The 17,401-nt window shown below is 70.8% G+C and carries 16 protein-coding genes; 4 read left to right on the top strand and 12 right to left on the bottom strand.

Translation table 11 applies throughout. The features are described 5' to 3' along the window. The first annotated feature begins 330 nt into the window (after window positions 1-330). Window positions 331-885, top strand: a complete 555-nt coding sequence (locus J5V16_RS23215; RefSeq protein WP_208499600.1) for a uridine kinase family protein — start codon at window positions 331-333, stop codon at window positions 883-885. 133 nt (window positions 886-1,018) lie between these two features. After that, window positions 1,019-1,198: a hypothetical protein gene (locus J5V16_RS25655; RefSeq protein ID WP_208499598.1), complete on the top strand. Its 180-nt coding sequence runs from the start codon at window positions 1,019-1,021 to the stop codon at window positions 1,196-1,198. Window positions 1,199-1,274: 76 nt separating this feature from the next. On the opposite strand, the gene J5V16_RS23205 is transcribed toward J5V16_RS25655, so the two are convergent. The 4 genes from J5V16_RS23205 to J5V16_RS23190 all read right to left on the bottom strand — a co-directional run bounded on the left by J5V16_RS23205 (window position 1,275) and on the right by J5V16_RS23190 (window position 6,079). Then, window positions 1,275-1,862 carry a GTP-binding protein gene (locus J5V16_RS23205; protein WP_208499596.1) on the bottom strand — a complete coding sequence of 196 codons (588 nt, stop codon included), beginning with the start codon at window positions 1,860-1,862 and terminating at the stop codon, window positions 1,275-1,277. A gap of 6 nt (window positions 1,863-1,868) precedes the next feature. Next, window positions 1,869-2,246, bottom strand: coding sequence for a DUF742 domain-containing protein (locus tag J5V16_RS23200; protein ID WP_208499594.1), 378 nt, complete (start codon window positions 2,244-2,246; stop codon window positions 1,869-1,871). A gap of 218 nt (window positions 2,247-2,464) precedes the next feature. Beyond that, on the bottom strand, window positions 2,465-2,863 hold the full coding sequence (locus J5V16_RS23195) for a roadblock/LC7 domain-containing protein (RefSeq protein ID WP_030161947.1): 399 nt from the start codon (window positions 2,861-2,863) through the stop codon (window positions 2,465-2,467). A gap of 45 nt (window positions 2,864-2,908) precedes the next feature. Next, window positions 2,909-6,079, bottom strand: a complete 3,171-nt coding sequence (locus J5V16_RS23190; RefSeq protein WP_208499592.1) for a sensor histidine kinase — start codon at window positions 6,077-6,079, stop codon at window positions 2,909-2,911. 636 nt (window positions 6,080-6,715) lie between these two features. On the opposite strand from J5V16_RS23190, the gene J5V16_RS23185 reads away from it, so the two are divergent. Together J5V16_RS23185 and J5V16_RS23180 are read left to right on the top strand one after the other, a co-directional pair. Beyond that, window positions 6,716-7,552 carry an MHYT domain-containing protein gene (locus J5V16_RS23185; protein ID WP_208499589.1) on the top strand — a complete coding sequence of 279 codons (837 nt, stop codon included), beginning with the start codon at window positions 6,716-6,718 and terminating at the stop codon, window positions 7,550-7,552. A gap of 78 nt (window positions 7,553-7,630) precedes the next feature. After that, window positions 7,631-8,752 (top strand): MHYT domain-containing protein, encoded by a 1,122-nt coding sequence (locus tag J5V16_RS23180; RefSeq protein ID WP_208499586.1) that lies wholly within the window; start codon window positions 7,631-7,633, stop codon window positions 8,750-8,752. Window positions 8,753-8,892: 140 nt separating this feature from the next. Here J5V16_RS23180 and ccsB read toward each other — a convergent pair whose 3' ends face one another. The 8 genes from ccsB to J5V16_RS23140 all read right to left on the bottom strand — a co-directional run bounded on the left by ccsB (window position 8,893) and on the right by J5V16_RS23140 (window position 17,306). Next, window positions 8,893-9,867 (bottom strand): c-type cytochrome biogenesis protein CcsB, encoded by a 975-nt coding sequence (ccsB, locus tag J5V16_RS23175; RefSeq protein WP_208499584.1) that lies wholly within the window; start codon window positions 9,865-9,867, stop codon window positions 8,893-8,895. Further along, window positions 9,864-11,459, bottom strand: a complete 1,596-nt coding sequence (resB, locus tag J5V16_RS23170; RefSeq protein WP_307793049.1) for a cytochrome c biogenesis protein ResB — start codon at window positions 11,457-11,459, stop codon at window positions 9,864-9,866. Before resB ends, ccsB begins: the two co-directional genes overlap by 4 nt. 91 nt (window positions 11,460-11,550) lie before the next feature. Then, window positions 11,551-12,294 (bottom strand): cytochrome c biogenesis CcdA family protein, encoded by a 744-nt coding sequence (locus J5V16_RS23165; protein ID WP_208499581.1) that lies wholly within the window; start codon window positions 12,292-12,294, stop codon window positions 11,551-11,553. A gap of 181 nt (window positions 12,295-12,475) precedes the next feature. Further along, window positions 12,476-12,631, bottom strand: a complete 156-nt coding sequence (locus tag J5V16_RS23160; protein ID WP_208499579.1) for a hypothetical protein — start codon at window positions 12,629-12,631, stop codon at window positions 12,476-12,478. After that, window positions 12,628-13,224, bottom strand: coding sequence for a TlpA family protein disulfide reductase (locus J5V16_RS23155; protein WP_208499576.1), 597 nt, complete (start codon window positions 13,222-13,224; stop codon window positions 12,628-12,630). Before J5V16_RS23155 ends, J5V16_RS23160 begins: the two co-directional genes overlap by 4 nt. Window positions 13,225-13,226: 2 nt before the next feature. Then, window positions 13,227-13,880, bottom strand: coding sequence for a histidine phosphatase family protein (locus tag J5V16_RS23150; RefSeq protein WP_208499573.1), 654 nt, complete (start codon window positions 13,878-13,880; stop codon window positions 13,227-13,229). Continuing rightward, window positions 13,877-15,184, bottom strand: a complete 1,308-nt coding sequence (gene hemL, locus J5V16_RS23145; RefSeq protein WP_208499569.1) for a glutamate-1-semialdehyde 2,1-aminomutase — start codon at window positions 15,182-15,184, stop codon at window positions 13,877-13,879. Before hemL ends, J5V16_RS23150 begins: the two co-directional genes overlap by 4 nt. A gap of 316 nt (window positions 15,185-15,500) precedes the next feature. Then, window positions 15,501-17,306, bottom strand: coding sequence for an adenylate/guanylate cyclase domain-containing protein (locus tag J5V16_RS23140; protein WP_307793048.1), 1,806 nt, complete (start codon window positions 17,304-17,306; stop codon window positions 15,501-15,503). Between the last annotated feature and the right edge of the window lie 95 nt (window positions 17,307-17,401).

Here is a 17,401-nt window from a genome sequence, read left to right as displayed (position 1 = left end):
CCACGCCAGTGCCGGTCTTAGGCTGCCCCAGTGGGCGACCGCTGGGGGAAAGCGCCGCACAGCAAGACCATGCAGCGCAAGCCCGATCCCGCATGGGTTCGGGCCCCTCGGCATGCCCGGGGCCGGAAACCAGCCCCGCCTCACACCCTCCTGTCGCTGCCCGATCGAACCAGGACCGAATCGTGCCGGGTCGCCGAAGACCGGGCCGGGGTTGCCTCCTGCCTCTTGTCGCTGCCTGCTTTGAGTCGAGCGTTCAGAGGAGGCCGGTGCTACAGCCGCCTTCGCAGATCCCTCTGGGTGACAAGTCGCCCGCTCCGTAGAATCGCATCGATGATCGAGGAATTGAGCGAGCGGATCACCGCGAGGTCACCCAAGAACGGCGAGTTCCTGATGGTGGCCGTCGACGGACGCGGCGGGTCAGGCAAGTCGACCTTGACCGACAAGCTCGCGCACTTCCTCCCGGGCTTCACCATCATTCACGGTGACGACTACTGGGAGCCGAGCCAAGACAGCGAATTCGGCTGGTTCAACGAGGATCGCTTCCATCACGACGTCGTCGAACCCCTGGGCAAGGGACAGCGACGCCTGGCATATCGCCCCTACAGCTGGGAATCCGAGCCGCACCTGCAGACTCATGAACTGGTCGTGGACGCCGGGATCGTCATCGAGCGCTGCTACTCGATCGGCCTGCCGCTCAATTGGGACTACACCATCTGGGTCGATGCCACCCCCGAACTGGCCTTCGAGCGCGGCATCGGCCGCGAACCGCACCAGGCCGAGGTCTGGGCGAACCTCTGGCTCCCCAGAGAAGACGCCTACATCGAACGCGAACAACCGAAAACCCGCGCCGACAGCGTCATCGACGCAGCCCTGCCCTTCACATGAACCAGCCCCGGCGGCACCGTAGCCGACCGGTGTCATGCGAGCTCCATTGAGAGGCAGGGAAAGGCCGGGTGCGCAGATGCGTTCCCGACCTTGGCAGTTCGAATGGGGGTGTGCGTTAGGCGCGGGCCGCCGCTTGGAGCAGGCCCACGAAGTCGGCCGACTGCAGCGCGAAGACCGGCGAGTCGTGGCCGAGCTTGGAGTCGCGGACCTGGAAGCCCTCGGCGCGCTGGCGGGCTTCGCCGCAGTTGCTGTCAGCACTTCACCGGTCAACCGACGCTCGATCACGACAAAAGAAGAGGCCCAAGGCGGGTGAGCCTTGGGCCTCTTCGAAGCATGGTCCAGGTGGATGGGTCAGCCTAGACGATCGCCGTGCGTCCGTTTGTGGGCAACTAGTGGACGCCGACGGTGCGGGTGCGCCGCATCGAGAGCACGTATTCGACGAGCTTGATGAGCACCTGCTTGGTGGACTCCCGGTTCCGGGCGTCCGTGTACATCACGGGGACGTCGTGCGAGATCTGCAGGGCGTCGCGGATGTCGTTGAGGTCGTGGAGCTGCTTGCCGTCGAAGCAGTTCACGGCCACCAGGTAAGGCAGCTTCCGGTGCTCGAAGAAGTCGATGACCGAGAAGCAGTCGGCGAGGCGGCGGGTGTCGACCAGGACGATGGCGCCGATCGCGCCGCGCACGAGCTCGTCCCACATGAACCAGAAGCGGGTCTGGCCGGGGGTGCCGAACAGGTACAGGATGAGGTCCTGGTCGATGGTGATACGGCCGAAGTCCATCGCCACCGTGGTGGTCGCCTTGTCGGGCACCAGGTTGTTGTCGTCGACGCCCTCCGAGGCTGAGGTCATGATGGCCTCGGTCGTCAACGGAGTGATCTCGGAGACCGATCCGACCAGGGTCGTCTTGCCGACGCCGAAGCCGCCGGCGATGACGATCTTGGCAGAGGTCACACGAGAGGTGTCTGCGGGTGAGTTCATTAGGTTCTATAGCCTCCTGAGTCCACTGAGGACACGCTCAAGGAGTTCGGTTCCGACCGATCCGTCGCCGCCGTCCGCGTCGAAGCCGGTGGGTTCGTGCACTGCCAGCAATCCATCGGCCGCCATGTCGGCGACCAGCACGCGCGCGACGCCCAGGGGCACCTCCATGCGCGCGGCGATCTCGGCGAGGGACTGCAGGCGTCCGCCGCAGAGATTGACGATCACCTTCTGCTCCCGGCCGCCGAGGAACTGCCCGGACCGGCCGCGCGCGGTGGTCTCCACCAGCGCTTCCAGGGCGATCTCCAATTGGGGCCGCGTACGGCCGCGAGTGACCGCGTACGGTCTGACGAGTGAGCCGGTCGGCTCATCACCACCGAGGACCATTACTTACCTCCAACCACAGCGCACAGATCCCACAATCCTTGTGCCGCAGTCATGTCAGTTATCCGTGTACCGCGTGCCAGGGGAGGCACCGGCCCGTCGCCTGGGGATGCGACGGAGGGGTTCGATTGTTGTTCGTCCCACGCGTGCTGCTGTCCGCTCGGATGGAGCCTACCGTGCCGCACGTGCATTCGCCAATCGCGCCCGCTCAGGGAAGCGGTTCAGCTGCGGGCCGAAGGCGTCAGGGCCTGCCCGACGCGGTCGACCAGCAGGGCCATCTCGTAGCCGACCTGGCCGACGTCGCAGTTCTTCGAGGCCAGCACCGCGAACGAGGAGCCGTCGCTGATGGACATCAGGAACAGGAAGCCGCGGTCCATCTCGACGACCGTCTGCAGGACGGCGCCGCCTTCGAAGCATCGGGAGGCGCCCTGGGTGAGGCTCACCAGTCCCGAGGTGACGGCCGACAGCTGGTCGGCGCGGTCCCGCGGCAGGTCCCGCGAGGAGGCCAGCAGCAGACCGTCGGCGCTGACCGCGACGGCGTGGGCCACGCCCGGCACGCGTTCGGCGAAGCCGGCCAGCAGCCAGCCCAGGTCCTGGACCGAGGTTCCACCAGTGCTCATCGTTTGCGCTCCTTAGTAGCGTCTTCCGTGTTGCGGTTCAGCGACTCAGTTACCGTCATTGCCACGTCCTCGCTGCACCCCACGGTGATAGGCCGACAGCAGGCCCCGAATGCCCTCGGGGTTGCGCTTCTGCGCGCTGACGGTCTCCTGTGATTCCTCCACGGCCCCGGGAACCAGGCGTTCCATGGGGCGGCGCTTGGGAAGTCCCACCGAGGTCGTCTCAGCGGAGACGGTCTCGGCGAAGGCGTTGTCCACCCGAGACCAGCCGTCGTCGGCGGCCGTGCGCCAGGCGTAGGAGCCCGACTCGGCTTCGGGGGAGGTGAGGCGGCGTCGTTCCAGGCCCGGTGCGGACGAGTGCTCGTCGGCGGGCTTGCTCTGCATGGGCGTCGAGCCTTCCGTGGGCTGCGGAGGGGCGGGCGGTGCCGCCTCCCAAGCCGGGGCGGGGGGATCGACCGCTTCTGACTGGTCAGCGTAGCGCGGCGAGGTTGCCTCCGCCACCTCTGCGGGGGCCTCGTCGGCGGTCCGGAAGGCGGATTCGGGGCGCTCCTCGGCGGCGCCGAGCGTCGGCGCGTCGTCCTCGACCTTCTTGGGGGCGGGGGTGACCGCCTTGAACCAGGCCGACTCGACTTCGCGGAAGATCGGCAGCTCGGTCGTGGCGTCCAGTGCGGACACGCGGTCCTTCTTGGCCGCGCGGGGGGCCTCGGTGCCGGCGGGGGCGGCGGCCGCGTCGGGCCACGAGGGCGGGACGGGCTCCGGTTCGGGCGTGAACGCCTCGAGCTGGATCTTCGGCAGCGCGACGTGCTCGGAGGAGACGATCTCGCCGGTCACTTCCATGACCTTGCCGTTGGGACGGCGCTCCTCGGCGAGGCCGCCGGGGCGGAACATGAAGCCCGGCTCTTCGTCGACGACAGGCTGGAAGTGCGAGGGCTGGCTCTGGCCGCGGTGCAGCTGGTGTTCGCCGGTCAGCGGCTCGGGCTGCGGGGGCGCGACGGGCGGCCGGGACGGCTGCTGCGGGGCGCTCGGCTGCCACATCGGCTGCGGCTGTGCGGGAGGCGGCGACTGCGGGCCGGGCTGGGCGACCGTGTCGAACAGGCCGGCGGGGCTCTCGGGGACCTGCGGCAGGGCGCCGGAGTTCATGCCGAGGGCGCCGCGCGGGGAGTGGTCGCGGTCGAGCGAGAACGTGTCGCCGGTGTTGAGGGCGGCGGTGTCGAAGTCGGTGCCGTCGAGCGGGACGCCGGAGCGGAGTCCGCGTTCGGGGAGCTTCGGGTCGGTGAGGACCGAGTCGCCCATGATCACTTCGGCGACGGTGCCGCGCTGCTCGCCGGGGCGGAGTTCGACGCGGACGTCGTGCCGCTTGGCGAGGCGGGCGACCACGACCAGGCCCATCATGCGCGAGGACGCGAGGTCGATGGCGTCGGCCGATTCGGAGAGCTGGCGGTTGATGTCCTCGATCTGCCCGGGGGGCATGCCGATGCCGATGTCGTTGATGCGCACGCGGATCGCGCCCTGCGGGGAGTCGGCGGTGCGCATCTGCTCGGCCTCGACGAGCACCGGGGACTCCGGCGGGGAGAACGCGGTCGCGTTGTCCATGAGCTCGGCGATGAGGTGCACGAGGTCGTTGACCGCGGCCGGGCGGATCTCCCGCTCGGCCTCGAGGTTGCCGAACTCGATGCGGGTGTACTGCTCGACCTCGGACTGCGCGGCCTGCAGGATGTCGCCGATCGGGGCGGGGTAGCGCTCCTGGCGGGTGGAGTCCGCGCCGGCGAGCACCAGGAGGTTCTCGTCGTTGCGGCGCATGCGGGTCGCGAGGTGGTCGAGCTGGAACAGCTCGGCCAGGCGGTCCGGGTTCTCCTCGCCGCGCTCCAGGTGGTCGAGGTGGCCGATGAGCCGGTCGACGAGGTTCTGGGAGCGGCGGGCGAGGTTGATGAACATCTGCGAGACGTTGGCGCGCAGGGCGGCCTGCTCGGCCGCGATGCGGATCGCCTCGGTGTGGACGATGTTGAACGAGTGCGCCACGTTGCCGATCTCGTCGCGCTGGTCGATGTCGATGACCGCGCCGGTCTCGGCCGCGACCTCGTCCGGGGTCCGGTTGCCGATCGTCTCGGCGTCGCGCATCTGCGCCACCGCCTGGGGCAGCGACACGTGCGCCACGTCGAGCGCGCCTTCGCGGAGGCGGCGCAGACCGGTCGCCATGTTGCGGGCGATGAGGAGGGCGATCACGGTCGCGACCACGAAGGCCGCCAGGATGAGCACGGCCTCGAGCAGCAGCTGGAAGATCTGCGTGTCGCGGTCGGCGGCGGCCTGTTCGAGGACCTGGTCGGACTCGTCGTTGATGTATTTGAGGCCGTTCTCGAGGATCGCGTCGTAGGAGGCGATGACCTCGGCGTCGACCTTGAGCGCGGTGTTCGTGCTCGCGGAGACCGCGTCGTTCTCGAACTCCAGGGCCCGCTGGGCCTCCTTGGTGTTCAGGCCGCCCGGGCTGAAGAAGAACGCGAGCTGCTCGTCGCGGTCGGCCACGGTCTTGAACTCGACCTCGGCGGTCTCGCGCAGTGACGCGTAGGAGATGAAGTTCTGCCAGCGCGTGTTGTTGATGAATTCGTTGCCGTTGCCGACGTTGATGGCGATCGCGCGCTCTTCCTCGAGGGTTTCGAGGATGGTGGTGGCGGCGGCGATGGCCTGGAGGTTCCGGGCGATGTCGGGGTCGTTGACGATGCGCGAGGAGATGTCGGTGATGGTCACCAGTTCGGCGACGAGGCGCTGGTAGACGCGGGAGGTCGCGTCGATCGAGGCTTCCAGGCTCGGGTCGGCGGCCTGGGCGCGGATCTGGACGAGGCTGTCGTACTGGGTCTGGACGGCGTCGATGCGGTTGGCGATGTCGACGTCCAGGTCGGGGAGTTCGCCGGCCTTCTCGTTGAAGCGCTCGTAGGCGACGTCGGTCTCGCCCTGCTGGGCGGCGACGTTCGACTCGTCGTAGAGGGCCTTGTCGATGCCGGCGACGTGCTCGTCGTCGAGGCGGAGGTGGGTGACGAGGAGGGACCGCTCCTTCTGGAGCTCGTACCGGAGGTCGGCGACGTAGGTGTTGAACTCGACGAGGTCCACCATGTCGTTCGATTCGAACACGCGGTCGGAGAGGTCGTAGAGGCGGAGGCCGGCGACGGCCACCAGGACTACGAGGGGCACCAGGAGGATCAGTCCCAGCTTGGACCGGATTCGCATGTCGGCGATGCGGGGCAGGCCGAGCGGTCCTCGTCGAGCCGCTGAACCCGCACGGTTCGAGCTGCGCTTGCTCACCTTGTCTAGCCTCCTGGGGTGGTCCTCTGTGTCAGACCGAAGGGCCCGGGCCGGGCGGGTCGGTCTCGGGCCGACGTGTCGAGTCGGCTGCCGTCGCGCCGCCGGGGCGGCGGGGGCGGCATGTGAAGCCCAGCAGATTCCATCATGACGAATGCGGGCGGCGAAATCCAGGGGCGTACTGGAGTACTGAAGACCCCTGCGTATGCCACCGTGTTGCGGGGCGAATCCGAGGATACACTGATCTTTCGGACACATGCCTATGCGGTATTCGGTCGATCGGTCGAGAAGACGGTCCGATAGGTCGACAACCCCGGTGCCGGTCGGGCGGGTTCCGGTCCGTGGACGCGGCCTCGCGGGCCAGTACGGATCGCAACGGCGCGAACACGTTTTGTGGTGACCGTTTCGCCACCTTAGTCCATTCACCGAGCGCGATCCCGGGGACACGATCGAGGGACAGATCCGGCATAGCGTCCGCAGGTCCGCGCGCGACTCGCACATCCTGTGCGACACACTTCGCCCTCCATTAGGCACGGTTGATCCACAACCCCAGGAGGCGCCCCCATGGCAGTGCCAACGCACGACCTGCTCGCTCAAGCGCTCGAGCACCACCACTTCACTTACGGCTGGCTCAACCCCGTGATGGGCCTCGCCTTCGCCGCGGCCGGGTCGTTCCTCGGCCTGTCCGCGTCCCGCTACGCCCGCGCCGCCGCCTCAGCCGGTGGGCGCCTGCGCTGGACCCTGTTGGCCGCCTTGGCCATCGGCGGGGTCGGCATCTGGATGATGCACTTCATCGCGATGGTCGGCTTCACCGTGACCGGCGCCGACATCGCGTACGACCCCGGGCTCACGGCCGCGTCCTTCGGGCTCGCGGTCGCGGCGGTCGGCGTCGGCCTGTTCGTGTCGGGGGGCAAGCGCGCCGGCTGGCCGCGCTTGATCCTGGGCGGGCTGGTGTGCGGCGCGGGCGTGGTGGGGATGCACTACACGGGCATGGCCGCGGTGGCCGCGGGCGGCCGGGTCGTCTACGACCCCGTGCTGGTCGGGGCTTCCGCGGCCGTGGCGGTGGTCGCCTCGACGGTGGCCCTGCGGTTCACCGCGGTCGTCGACCGGCGCGGGACCATGGCGCTCGCTTCGGCGGTCATGAGCGTCGCGGTGGTGGGCATGCACTACACCGGTATGGCGGCGGTCGAAGTGCAGGGCCCGCCGCGGGAGGACGTGTCGGGCATCAGTCCGCTCGTGCTGCTCCTGCCGATCCTCATCCTGGCGATGATCGCGATCGTGGGCATGGTGTTCGGGGTGCTGGCCTCGCCGGCGCTCGACGCTATCTCACAGGACGATAACGCTGACCGAAATGACCGTCCTAGTGCAACTGTCCGTCTTGCGGACGCCGCCGGACAGTAGTCGTATAAATTTCACATCGCGCTGCACCAGAGGCGCCCTATTCCGGATACGGGCCGAGCCCGGGGAGGAAGACCACGGATGGAACATGTCAGTCACTTCACGTACGGCTGGATCAACCCCATCATGGCCTTCGGATTCGCGTTCGCGGGTTCGATCCTGGCGCTCATGTGCATGACCCAGGCCCGCCGCCAGGACGGGACGGTCAAGTCGGCCCGCAAGCGCGTCCGCTGGATCGCGCTCGCGGCGTTCGCCTTGGGCGGCACCGCGATCTGGATGATGCACTTCACGGCCATGATCGGGTTCAAGGTCATCGAGTCCGACATCGGCTACGACCCGCTGAAGACCTTCCTGAGCCTCATCGCCTCGATCGGCGCCGTCTTCTTCGGCCTGCTCGTGGCGGGCACCGGCCGGCGCAACACGGTCGCGAAGATCCTCATGGCCGGGCCGATCACCGGCATCGGCGTCGTCATCATGCACTACTCGGGCATGGCGGCCATCAACGTCTCGGGCCGCATCTCCCATGACCGCACGTTCTTCATCGCGTCGGTGGTGATCGCGGTCGTGGCCGCTACGGCGGCCCTGTTCTGCGGCATGTACCTCGACGGCTGGAAGTGGCAGTCGGGCGCGGCGATCATCATGGCTGTCGCGATCTGCTCGATGCACTTCACCGGCATGGCCGGGGTGCGCGTGACGCTGACCAACGAGGGCCGCAACTCGGTGCCGGGCATCGACCCGATCATGCTCATCCTGCCGATCCTCGGGGTGGCGACGATCGGGATCATCGTGCTCCTGTTCGCGCTCATGGGGACCCAGCCGAAGATGGTCACCAAGCGCGACCAGCTCGGCATCGAGGTCGCCGACGAGGAGGCGCCCCCGGCCACGACCGGTGCGATCCCGGTGGACAAGCTCCGCGGCCCGCAGCCGCACGCGAACCGCCAGGGCCCCAGCCGTTCCGGGAGGGTGCGCAACAAGAGCGACCGCGGCCAGGGCGGGCGCGGCGTGCAGGGGCGGGGTGTGCAGGGGCAGGTCGTCCCCGACCAGCGGACCGCGCCGATCCAGGCGCCCATGGGCAGCCACGACGGACCCTTGATCGTCCCCGACCGACCCGGTGCACGCGGGCAGCGCTCGTTCCAGCAGGCGAACCTCGAGCGGACCGCCGAGCACTACGACATCACGCCGCGCCAGACCCCGCGCCGGTAGCGCGGATATCGAAGCGCGCCTTCAGGGCTCGCGCACACGTCAAGCAGCGGGAACGGGCCCCCTCCGATCGGAGGGGGCCCGTTCCCGTGCCATACCTTATATATAGGGCCCGTCACGCACCGCGATCGGTGCGGCCGGGACTAGACGCCCGCGTACGAGTGGAGGCCGCCGAAGACGAGGTTGACGGCGGTGAGGTTGAAGAGCATCACGGCGTAGCCGAGAATGGCGATCCACGGGGCGTTCGCCTTGGCGCTGCGGCCGGAGACGCGCGCGTGCAGGTAGGCGGCGTAGACGACCCAGGCGATGAACGCCCAGACCTCCTTGGGGTCCCAGTTCCAGTAGCGGCCCCACGCGAGGTCGGCCCAGACCGCGCCCGCGAAGATGCCGAAGGTGAGCAGCGGGAACGCGAACACGTGGATCTTGAACGTCAAGCGCTCCAACGCGGTCGCGTCGGGCAGGCGCTCGGCCACGTCGAGCGGGAAGCGGATCGGCTTGCCGTCGGAGACCTGGCGGTCGAAGCGGCGCTTGACCAGGTGCAGGATCGCGAAGACGCAGCCGATGAGGAGGATGCCCGAGGCGGCGATCGCGGCCGTCACGTGGATGACGATCCAGTACGAGTCCAGGGCCGGGACGAGCGGCCCCGCTTCGGTGTAGACGCGCACCGAGGTGCCGAGGACCATCGTCACCGCGAAGGTCGCGAACAGGCCGAGGCGGCGCGGGACGGAGCCCTTGGAGACCAGGACGAGCCAGGTGATCATGCCCGCGAGCGCGACGCCCACCGTGTACTCGAACATGTTGCCCCACGGCCACCGTCCGGTGTAGACGACGCGGGTGACGATGCTCGCGGCGAGCGCGGCCGTGCCGAGGAAGGTGAGGATCAGCCCGAGCCGGCCCGCGCCGCGCGCGGCGGCGGGACTGATCGGGGCCTCGCCGGCCGGGGCTCCGATCTCGGCACCGTCGTCGGCGGTGCTCTCGGCGCCGACGACGGCGAGCTGCTTGGAGCGCTTGGGGGCGCGCTTGTCGAAGGCGTATTCGACCGCGTAGGCGAACATGGCCCCCGCGAAGAGGATGATGGCGGCGACGAACAGCGCGTTCGCGGCTTCGGCCCCGGTCATTGCTGGCTCCCGGTCGGGTCGTCGGAATCGGATGCGGGCGGCGGCTCGTAGCCGGGCGCGATCGCTGCGGTGAGCTCGTCGCACTCCTCGTCGAGGCCGTCGTAGTCGTTGCGGTTGAGCCCGGCGGTCTCGACGGTGCCGTCGGGGTTCCACCGGATCCAGAAGCGCCTGCGGCGCACCGCGAGCGCGGGCAGGAGGCCGCCGAGGAGGAGGATCGCGCCGGCGAGGACGACGGGGCGGCCCGGGTCGTGGCGGACCTGCAGCACGGCGTACTGCTCGACGCCGTCGAAGGTGAGGGTGGTGCCGTCGGGCAGGGTCATCGCGTCGCCGAGGCCGATGACCTCGACCTGGTCGTTGACCCGCTCGAGGTTCCCGGAGGCGACCTGGGCCTCGTTGATCGCGTACACCGACTCGGGCTGGCCGTCCGCGAGGCCGAGGTCGCCGGTGTAGGCGGTGAGGGCGAGGACCGGGTTGTTGAGCTCGGGGTCGGTGCCGAGGAGCATCGCGGTCGCGTCGTCGTACGTGGGCACGAGGATCGCGTCGAACCCGACCTCGGCGTCGGCGTCGACCCGCCCGGTCTCGGGGTCCACGTTCGCGTCGGGGAACTTGAAGGCGCCCTCGGAGTTCATCGCCGCGTCCATCGCCAGGAGCTCCTGGTGGAGGGTCTGGGTCTGGCCGTAGCGGTCGGTGTAGGTGACGACGGCGGTGTAGCCGTGGCCGATGAGGAAGACGTTCGTGCCGTCGATATTCAACGGGTGGTTGACCTCGAGGCCGTAGTCGCCGGAGCCGTCGGCGGTCTCGTAGGCGACGTCGGCGTCGTAGGCGGTCGGGCCGCCGTTGGTGAACTGGGCGTCGAAGTCGTTGAGGGTGAGGCAGAACCGGGGCAGGCTGGTCTCGTCGACCCACGCGCCCAGACCGTACTCGTCGTACTGCTGCAGGTTGTTGCAGTAGGCCTTGTCCTCGGAGAGGATGCGGTTCCCGTACCAGCTCATGAGGCTGCCGACCGCGACGCCGACGAGCATGAAGATGATGCTGGTGTGGAACAGCAGGTTCCCGGTCTCGCGCAGGTGGCCCTTCTCGGCGGCGAAGGTGACGGTGCCGTCCTCGGCCTCGCGCACGGTGGTGCGCCAGCGCCGCTGCTTGAGCACGGCGCGGGCCATCGACTGGTTCGCCTCGACGGCGACCACGCGGTGGTACGGCAGGATCGACATGCGCTTCGGCGCATCGGGGACCTTGGCGCGCAGGGCCTTCCAGTGGACGCCGAGGCGCGGCACGATGCAGCCGGCGAGGCTGATCATGAGCAGCAGGTAGATCGCGGAGAACCACGGCGAGGTGTAGACGTCGAAGGCCCAGAGGCGGTCGAGCCAGGGCGCGAGGTCGGGGTGCTCGTCGTAGTAGTTGGCGACGTCGACGGCGCTGATGGTGCGCTGCGGGAACGTCGAGCCGGGGATCGCGGCGAGCGCGAGCGCGAGCAGCAGCAGGAGCGCGGTGCGCATCGAGGTGAGCTGGTGCCACCAGCGGCGCGCGAACGCGCGGAAGCGATTGGCGGCCTTCGGCTTCGAACGGGGCGGGGGCGCGAGGGTGGCGGTCACGGGGCGCTCACCTCGGTGTCGGCGCGCAGCCGGTTCGTGGTCTTCACCGCACGCCCGGCTCCGACCGTGGCGCGCAGCATGTCGGTGGTCTTCACAGCACGCTCACCCCGGCTCCGACTGTGGCGCGCAGCCAGTTCGTGAACTCAGTCCAGGCGCCGGTGACGAGGGCGATGCCGACGAGGCAGAGCATGACGCCGCCGGCGACGGCGATGGCGCGGCTGTGGCGTTTGAGGAAGTCGAGGGCGCCGGCGAGGCGGTGCATGCCGACGGCGAAGAGCACGAAGGGCGCGCCGAGTCCGGCGCAGTAGGCGATCATGAGGCCGACGCCGCGCGCGGAGCCGTCCTGGATCACCGCGAGGCTCGTGATCGCGGCGAGGACCGGTGAGGTGCAGGGGATCCAGGAGAGCGCGAAGACCGCGCCGAAGAGCGGGGCCCCGGCGAGGCCGACCGCGGGACGCCATTTGGGGGCGAAGCCGCCGCGGGCGGGGATGAGGCCGATGAACATGAGGCCCATGGCGATCATGACGATCCCGGCGACGGTCTCGAGGGTGGAGGAGTTGGTGAGGAGGGCCCGTCCGGCGCTCTGGAGGGCGAACACGACGGTGGTGTAGACGGCGGTGAACCCGGCGACGAACAGGAGCGCGCCGAGCAGGACGCGTCCGGTGCGGCGGCGGTCCTTCGCGAGCTCCTGGCCGCTCATGCCGGTCACATAGGACACGTACCCGGGCATGAGCGGGAGGGTGCACGGGGACGCGAAGGAGACGAGTCCGGCGAGCGCGGCCACGCCGAAGGCGAGGAGCAGCGGGCCGGAGGCGGCGGTCTCGGCCGGGTTCATGCGGCCTCCGCGGAGGGGGCTGTCGCGGCGGCGCGCAGGGAAGCCGGTGCGGTGCGGCGGGCTCCGGGCCCGTGCACGTCCGGGAGCGCCCGGAGCCCCTGCGGCGCGGGGAAGCGGCGGGCCGTGGCGATGCGAAGGGCCGTCCGCGGTCCTCGCGGCGCGGCGGGTGCGGGGCGGAGGCTCACTCGGCCTCCTTGCGCGGCAACGGTTCAGCGGATTCGTCGAGGCGGCGTTTGACGAGGGTGCCGACGGCGACGGCGGCGAGCGCGGCGGTGCCGGCCATGACGGCGCCCTTGGCGGCCTTGCGGAGGGCGGACTTCGGGGCGGGCGGGGTCATGACGGCTCCAGGGCTTTGCGGACGTCGGCGATGAGGGTCTCGGCGTCGTCGATCTCGCCGCGCCAGATGGAGAAGACCCGGTGCTCGGCGTCGATCACGATGGTGGCGGGGATGTCGTTCGGGGAGAGCCCGTAGTCGACGAACTGGTCGGCGACGCGGCCCGCCTCGTCGCTGAGGGACGGGTACTCGACGCCCCAGCGCCGCTCGAAGGCCTTCGCGGTGTCGGCGGTGTCGCGGATGTTCACGCCGAGGAACTGCACGCCCTCGTCCTTGAACTCGGCGGCGGCTTCGACGAGGTAGGGGGCCTCGGCGACGCAGGGCGGGCACCAGGAGCCCCAGAAGTTGACGACGAGGACCGACCCGGCCCAATCGTCGGTGTCGATCGGGTCGCCGTCGAGGTCGTCGCCGGTGAGGCGGGGCGCGGCGAAGCGCTCGTCCGGCTCCTCCCAGCGGTAGTTGGAGCCGTCGCCCGAGACGAACCGGTCGCGGTTGATCTCGTTGACGCGGTTCGAGTTCTCGCCGCCCGTCTCGGAGCAGGCGGCCAGGGCCAGCAGCGGCACGGCCGCCAGCATCGTCCTCCGCCGCAGGGCCATCCTCAGGCGCCCTTGGCCTTCCGAGCGGACTCGGACTTGAGAAGCAGGTGCGCGGCGGGCTCGGAGTACTCGATGCGGGCGAGCTTGGCGCCTTCGTAGACGAAGCTCGTGATCGACGCAAGGGAGCATTCGCGCTTGCGCGGGTCGTGCCACAGGCGCTTGCGCTCGGCGAAGCGGCGGGCGGTCCAGATCGGCAGCTGGTGGCTGACGAGGACGGCCTCCGAGCCTTCGGCGGCGGTGCGGGCCTGCTCGATCGACTCCATCATGCGGCGCGCGATGTCGAGGTAGGCCTCGCCCCAGGAGGGGCGGAAGGGGTCGCGCAGGCGCCACCAGTAGCGGGGCTGGCGGAGGGCGCCGTCGCCGACACCGACGCGCTGGCCCTCGAAGGAGTTCCCGGCCTCGATGAGGCCGTCGTAGGTGGTGATGTCCATGCGGTAGGAGGCGGCGACCGGTTCGGCGGTCTCCTGGGCGCGCTGGAGCGGGGAGGAGCCGACGTGCACGACGTCGCGTCCGGCGAGGCGCTCGGCGGCGGCCAGGGCCATCTCGCGGCCCAGCGCGGACAGGCCGAAGCCGGGGATGCGCCCGTAGAGGATGCCGTCCGGGTTGTGGACCTCGCCGTGGCGCAGCAGGTGGACGATGGTCGTGGAGCCGCTCATGAGCGCACCTTAGCCGCGGCTTCGGCCGCTGTGTGCATGGCCTGTTCGATGTGTGACAGGGCTTCCTCGTCGATCGCGGCCGAGGTGAACCAGCATTCGAAGGCGCTCGGGGGCAGGTAGACGCCGCCTTCGAGCATCGCGTGGAAGAACGCGCCGTACGCCTCGGTGTCCTGGGCCTTCGCTTCGGTGAAGTTGCGGACCGGGCCTTCGGAGAAGAAGACGCTGAAGAGGTTCGAGGGGGCCGAGACGTAGTGCGGGACACCGGCTTTGGTGAGCGCTTCGGCGGCCATCCGCTGGAGTTCGGCGGCGGTGGCGTCGAGCGTGCGGTAGACGGCGTCGTCGCAGGCGCGGAGGGTCGCGAGGCCGGCGGCGACGGCGAGCGGGTTGCCCGAGAGGGTCCCGGCCTGGTAGACGGGGCCGGCGGGGCTGATCCGCGACATGAGGTCGGCGCGGCCGCCGAACGCGGCGGCGGGGAGGCCGCCGCCCATGACCTTGCCGTAGGTGTAGAGGTCGGCGGGGGCGGCGAGGCCGCCGGGGGCGACGCGGAAGCCGGTCATGACCTCGTCGGAGATGAGGAGCGCGCCGCGGGCGCGGGTGACGGCGTAGAGCTTCTCGTTGAAGCCGTCGAGCGGCTCGATCGCGCCCATGTTGCCGGGGACGGCCTCGGTGATGACCGCGGCGATCTGGCCGGGGTGCTTCGCGAACGCGGCTTCGACCGCTGCGATGTCGTTGTAGGGCACGACGATCGTGTCGGCCGCGGCGGCGGCGGGGACGCCGGGCGAGTCGGGGTGGCCGAGGGTGGCGACGCCGGAGCCGGCTTCGGCGAGGAAGTAGTCGGCGTGGCCGTGGTAGCAGCCGGCGAACTTGACGACCTTGTCGCGGCCGGTGGCGGCGCGGGCGAGGCGCACGGCGCTCATCGTGGCCTCGGTGCCCGAGGACACGAGGCGGACCATCTCGCACGGGGTGCGCTCGACGATGAGCTCGGCGAGCTCGATCTCGCCGACGGTGGGCGCGCCGTACGAGGTGCCGCGGGCGGCGGCGTCGGTGAGGGCCGCGACGACGTCGGGGTGGGCGTGCCCGAGGATGAGCGGGCCCCAGGAGCCGACGAGGTCGATGTAGGTGTTCCCGTCGATGTCGGTCATCCGGGCGCCCCTGGCCTCCTTGATGAAGACCGGGTCGCCGCCGACGCCGCGGAAGGCGCGCACGGGCGAGTTGACGCCGCCGGGGATGACCCGGGCGGCGCGCGCGATCGCGGCCGCCGAGGCGGAATGGGTGCGGGCGGCCTGCGATTGCCTGTCTGTCACGGCCTCAGCATCGCACACGGAGCGCGAGCCGACCGTGATCGGCCCGGACCGGTATCGCGCGGGCCGCAACACCCCACCCACCACCCCCCACCCACCACGAGAGGGGAGAAAACTGTCGCGCCGTTCGATCCTCCCGCCGGGGTCCGACAGAAAAAACGCCGAAAACGGCCCCGGCGGCCGAAGTGTCCCCCGAAAGAGGTCACCCGGCCGCCGAAGCGGGGCTCGCGAGGCGCACGGCAGGCGAAGCGGGCGCCGCACGCCCGGTGCACGGCGGCCCGCCGCGCGGCCGATGCGGTGCGCCGCCCGGCATGGGCCGCTAGGCGACCGCGCGCAGTCGGGCGTCCTCCAGGTGCACCGGGTGGACGAGCCGGCCCGCGAAGCCCGCCGCGATCGCCGGGCGCGGCTGCAGGCGCTCGGCGCGGGACGGCGCGGGACCGCGCTCCTCGCGGGCCGGGGCGGTCCCGGTGAGCAGCCAGCGCAGCGGCGCGGGCACGCGGTACACCGCCTGGTCCATCGCGGGCCGCTCGATCACCACGAGCGCGACGTCGACGAGCTCGACCAGGGCCTCGAGGCTCCCGTCGCGCTGTCGGCACAGGTCCAGGACCGCGTCGACCGTCGCGCCCTGCGACCGGCCCGCGAGCTCGAGGAGGACCGCGCGGGCCGGGCCGGAGATCGCGGCGACGGCCTCGTCGACCGCGGCGCGGAAGCGGCCGCCGCCGTCGAGGGCGCCCGCCGGGTCGTCGCTGAGGTAGCGGAGGGCGACGCCGGGCGAGCCGAGGGCGGTGACCTCGGCGAGGGCGGTCAGGGCGGGCACGAAGCCGTCGACGGCGGCCGCGAGCGGGCGGCAGTCGGCGACGGTCCAGGGCGCGCCGCGCTCCTCGCAGAAGCCGGCGAGGATCGCGGCGCTCACGTCGTCGGACGCGAGCCCGAGCGCGCGCTTGGCCTCGCCGGGGAGTTCGAGCGGGCGGGCGCCGACGGCGAGGACGTTGAGGCCGGGGCAGTCGCGGAGCAGCCGTTCGACGTCGGGCGCGTGCGAGCGGTCGAGGTCGTCGAGGACGAGGAGCGCGGCGGCCTCGCGGAGGCGGTCGGCGGCCGTGTCGAGCGGGGCCCGGAAGACCTCGGGCCGCTTGCCGAGGGCGTCGAGGAGGGCGGCGCCGAGGTCGTCGCCGGCGCGGCAGTACCAGACGCCGTGCTCGTAGCAGGCGAGGCGGCGGCTGGCCCAGGCCTTGGCGACGGTGGTCTTGCCGCAGCCGCCGAGGCCGGTGAGGGAGACGAGCCGGTGTGTGGCGAAGGCGCGGTCGAGCTCGCGGTACTCCCCCGGGCGTTCCACGGGCGGTTTGAGGTCGGCGGGCAGGTGGTGGGTGCGGGGCCGCACGGGCGGCGGCGGGAACGCGGTCGGGAGCCCGGGCGCGGCGAGCTGGACGAGTTCGGTCGCTTCGGGCAGGCCGCGCAGTTCGAAGTCGCCGAGGCGGTGCAGCGCCGCGGGCGGGAGCCCGGCCGCGGCCGCGCAGGCGGCGGAGGCGAGGATCTGGTCGCCGTGGGCGGCGGAGCAGATGCGCGCGGTGCGGTGGACTTCGGGCGTGGCGTAGCCGCCCGCAGAAGGCCAGGCCTCACCCGTGTGGAGTCCTATGCGGACTCTCGGACGGAGGGGGCGGCCGTCGTGGTCGGGCCAGGCGGCGGCGCGCAGGGCGGTCTGGATCCCGATGGCGGCGGCGCAGGCGTCGGCGGCGTCGTGGAAGGCGACGAAGAACGAGTCGCCCTCGGTGTCGATCTCGGTGCCGCCGGTGGCGCGCAGGACCTCTCTGACGAGCGCGCGGTGCCGGTGGAGGACGACGCGGTAGCGCTCGGCGCCGAGTCCGGTGGCGAGCCGGGTAGAGCCCTCGATGTCGGTGAACATGAACGTGACGTCGCCGGAGGGCAGCGGGGCGGTCCGGGCGGCGGCGCTGCCGCGGTCCGCAGGTCCGCTACCGGATGCACCGGTGTCGGCAATGGCAGCAGGAGCGAGGGCCGCGTCAGCGCAGCGACCCTCTACATCGGACGCATACCGGCACTCCGGTCCGTTGTCCCCGAGGGGAAGGGCAATGGCTGTCAGTGCGGTGTGCGATGCCGTTGTCGTATCCACGTGTCGATCAACTTTCGTTCAGCCCCCGTATGCCGGGCTGTGGCGCGCTGGTGCGCGGGCACAATTGCCCAGCGGCCTCACAGTGTCACCCCCAT

This window comes from Glycomyces niveus (assembly GCF_017592475.1).
Taxonomy (GTDB): Bacteria; Actinomycetota; Actinomycetes; order Mycobacteriales; family Micromonosporaceae; genus Glycomyces; species Glycomyces niveus.
This window is presented reverse-complemented; position numbering and strand designations above follow the sequence as displayed.

Coding starts and splice junctions, on each gene's coding strand:
- J5V16_RS23215 (WP_208499600.1), top strand. CDS start 331: ATGATCGAGGAATTGAGCGAGCGGATCACCGCGAGGTCACCCAAGAAC.
- J5V16_RS23205 (WP_208499596.1), bottom strand. CDS start 1,862: ATGAACTCACCCGCAGACACCTCTCGTGTGACCTCTGCCAAGATCGTC.
- J5V16_RS23200 (WP_208499594.1), bottom strand. CDS start 2,246: ATGGTCCTCGGTGGTGATGAGCCGACCGGCTCACTCGTCAGACCGTAC.
- J5V16_RS23195 (WP_030161947.1), bottom strand. CDS start 2,863: ATGAGCACTGGTGGAACCTCGGTCCAGGACCTGGGCTGGCTGCTGGCC.
- J5V16_RS23190 (WP_208499592.1), bottom strand. CDS start 6,079: ATGCGAATCCGGTCCAAGCTGGGACTGATCCTCCTGGTGCCCCTCGTA.
- J5V16_RS23185 (WP_208499589.1), top strand. CDS start 6,716: ATGGCAGTGCCAACGCACGACCTGCTCGCTCAAGCGCTCGAGCACCAC.
- J5V16_RS23180 (WP_208499586.1), top strand. CDS start 7,631: ATGGAACATGTCAGTCACTTCACGTACGGCTGGATCAACCCCATCATG.
- ccsB (WP_208499584.1), bottom strand. CDS start 9,867: ATGACCGGGGCCGAAGCCGCGAACGCGCTGTTCGTCGCCGCCATCATC.
- J5V16_RS23165 (WP_208499581.1), bottom strand. CDS start 12,294: ATGAACCCGGCCGAGACCGCCGCCTCCGGCCCGCTGCTCCTCGCCTTC.
- J5V16_RS23160 (WP_208499579.1), bottom strand. CDS start 12,631: ATGACCCCGCCCGCCCCGAAGTCCGCCCTCCGCAAGGCCGCCAAGGGC.
- J5V16_RS23155 (WP_208499576.1), bottom strand. CDS start 13,224: ATGGCCCTGCGGCGGAGGACGATGCTGGCGGCCGTGCCGCTGCTGGCC.
- J5V16_RS23150 (WP_208499573.1), bottom strand. CDS start 13,880: ATGAGCGGCTCCACGACCATCGTCCACCTGCTGCGCCACGGCGAGGTC.